This is a genomic window from Mycobacterium sp. (genome assembly GCF_050701515.1).
In the GTDB taxonomy this organism is placed as follows: domain Bacteria; phylum Actinomycetota; class Actinomycetes; order Mycobacteriales; family Mycobacteriaceae; genus Mycobacterium.
This window is the reverse complement of the sequence record NZ_JBOGDB010000007.1, coordinates 1-1,758: the sequence shown is the minus strand read 5'-3', so window position 1 is coordinate 1,758 and position 1,758 is coordinate 1. Positions and strand designations below refer to the sequence as shown.

The window sequence follows — 1,758 nt, the reverse complement described above, 5'->3', positions numbered from 1 at the left end:
GGACCGAGCCGCAAGAAGGGGCGTTGACGAACGAAGCGACGGCCCGCCGCTTGGCGGGCCGTTTTCCTTACCGCGGGCGGCGGTGCCAGCGACGCATCAGATACCATACGCCGCCCGCGATCGCGGTGGAGGGAGCGCCACCAGTGCTTGCACTTGACGTAGTAGGCCCCGCTGTCACGCCTGCTGGGTCACAGCTCCACCCGCGTCACACAAGACATCTACATCCACGTCCACGGCGACCTATACCAACGCTTCTACGACGCCACCGCCGTGCTAGTGCGCAGTGGGTGGATGCGCGCCCGCACGGTGGTCCTGCCGCTGAAACGCAAGAAAGGCGTGAATCGCCTCCAGAACAACGGGGTCTGAGGTGTGCAAGCGCAGTGCCGCGCCGCGTGGCAGGGATTCTACTGCATAAGTAATGCTCCCCGGGCGCGCGGCCATGACCGCCGTGCCGGGCACCTCACGGTCATGCACGAACCCCGGCAGCCGGAAGTCGCCCGCCGCAAACGCGGCCGCGATAGTCCGCATATGGGCGCGGATCTGTGCCGCGCCAGCGCTATCGACCACGTCCCGCTGCAGCTCGATGCGGCCCCCGTCCTGCAACGGTTCAAAGACGTGGGTCGAGGTGTACTGGTCGACGCCCATGGCCACCGCGCCCCGGCCCTGGACCCCGGCAAACGTCGAATCCCGAGTCGCCTCGGCACGACGTCGCTCTGCGTCAGATGCCTCGCGAGGGCCGCTGCGCATACAGGCAGTCAGAACCAGTAGAAGAGCACAGCCAGTCAGTCGCATGGATGTCAGGTTCTCTTGTGGGACTGCCTAACGGGGTGCGCGTTAACGGATCGCGCTTCAGCTGCGGCGCGACGCCGCGCCGGCGCTATGAAACTACAGAATACACGGGAGCTGGCCAGGGTACGAACCGACGATTCTTGTGTTCAGGCCGGCGCCGTCAGCTGCAGGCGCAGGTTAGGCGGCACGCGTCACTAGCCGCGTCGGGGGGCTCCGGATCGAAGGCGGAACGCACCATCGCCACTAAAGCCGGCCTCGGCCGAGGCTCCAACCACCGCAAAGAATGGCCCCCCGACTTCCTGGTTCAATGCATCGAGAGCTGTAGCGTCGTCGAGGGGGGCCTGGAGGAGGCGATCATACCGGTCCCATCTGAGGGCGTTGGCGATCTCTGGCCTAGGTAAGAAAGATCAATGAGGACCACTGTCCCACTGTCGATGTCGAAGACACCCGGGTGACCCTGGACCTCGCTGGCTCCTTCGAAGTCGTTGACGCCCACGACGAACGTTCCTGGCCGAAAATCATCGATCGGGTGGAGGCCGATGCGAAGCGGGCTCTGCAGCTCCTTAAGCAGCTGGGGCTGCTCGACGGCCGGTGCTGCCGCTACGCGCGGCAATTCGGTACTCAGCCCGTCAAGAGCCAACGGGTCAATGAGCACGATCTGCCCGGAGGTTACCTGCAACGTAGCCGGACGCTCATCGAACGACATGTTCCCGGGAGGTCGGTTCATGAGGTATGGTCGCGTGCCGCCTAACGGATCGCGCTTGAGCTGCGGGCGCTGACTCGGCGGGCGCACCGAACGATCGCTCCCTTCACGGAATTCATCTGGCGCACAAACGGAAGTCTACCTTACTTGGCCGCGCCCGCCAGCTCCAAGCGCTTGTTAGGCAGCACGCTTCGCCCCAGGCATCAGCATGCTAGGAAACGGTGTTGGAGGTGTCTAGCTGAACCTCAATGCCACCCACCATACCC

Annotated in this window: 2 protein-coding genes; one reads left to right on the top strand and one right to left on the bottom strand. The window is 64.6% G+C overall.

Annotated elements, in window-relative coordinates; all coding sequences use genetic code 11:
- Positions 1-273: 273 nt before the first annotated feature.
- Complete coding sequence (locus tag ACRDU5_RS00920; protein WP_526612342.1) at positions 274-645, bottom strand: hypothetical protein; 372 nt, start codon at positions 643-645, stop codon at positions 274-276.
- Between the two features lie 595 nt (positions 646-1,240).
- Between ACRDU5_RS00920 and ACRDU5_RS00915 the strand changes: the two genes are divergently transcribed.
- Complete coding sequence (locus ACRDU5_RS00915; RefSeq protein WP_526612341.1) at positions 1,241-1,540, top strand: hypothetical protein; 300 nt, start codon at positions 1,241-1,243, stop codon at positions 1,538-1,540.
- Positions 1,541-1,758: the final 218 nt, after the last annotated feature.